The sequence below is a fragment of the Actinoplanes awajinensis subsp. mycoplanecinus genome, from assembly GCF_001509495.1.
GTDB classification, from domain to species: Bacteria; Actinomycetota; Actinomycetes; order Mycobacteriales; family Micromonosporaceae; genus Actinoplanes; species Actinoplanes palleronii.
Genome location: NZ_LLZH01000140.1, coordinates 1 through 586 on the forward strand (window position 1 = coordinate 1; position 586 = coordinate 586).

Here is a 586-nt window from a genome sequence, read left to right on the forward strand (position 1 = left end):
GGCGAACCGCACCGGCTCGCGGACCTGCCGCACCCAGTACTCCGGGTCGGTCCAGTCGCCGCCCGCCTCCACGGTCGAGACCACGGTCAGGCGCGGCTCAGCGAACGTCAGCGACGACACCACGGACCGGAAGTCGTCGAGCATCGGCTCCATCAGCCGCGAGTGGAACGCATGACTGGTCCGCAGCCGGGTCGTCTTCCAACCATGGGCTTCCACGGGAGAAATCTCCGCTTCAATCCCCGAGACCACGACCGCGTTCGGCCCATTGACCGCCGCGATGTCGATCTCCGGGAACACGGCCCGGACCTCGTCCTCGGACGCCTGCACCGCCAGCATCGCTCCGCCAGTGGGAAGCGCCTGCATCAGACGGCCCCGCGCGGAGACCAGGGTGGCAGCGTCGGCCAGGGTCAGCACCCCGGCCGCATAGGCCGCCGCGATCTCACCGATCGAATGGCCCGCGACCACGTCGGGGTGGATGCCCCACGAGCGCACCAAGGCAAGCAGCGCCACCTCGAGGGCGAAGATCGCCGGCTGGGCCCAGCCGGTCTGCTCCACCTGCGGCTCCTTCGGCAGGTCCAGCAGCGCC

The 586-nt window shown here is 70.5% G+C and carries 1 protein-coding gene; it reads right to left on the reverse strand.

The window, feature by feature from the left end; translation table 11 throughout:
• On the reverse strand, positions 1–582 hold a 582-nt coding region (locus ADL15_RS17615), incomplete at its 3' end, for an acyltransferase domain-containing protein (RefSeq protein ID WP_338025544.1).
• Positions 583–586: the final 4 nt, after the last annotated feature.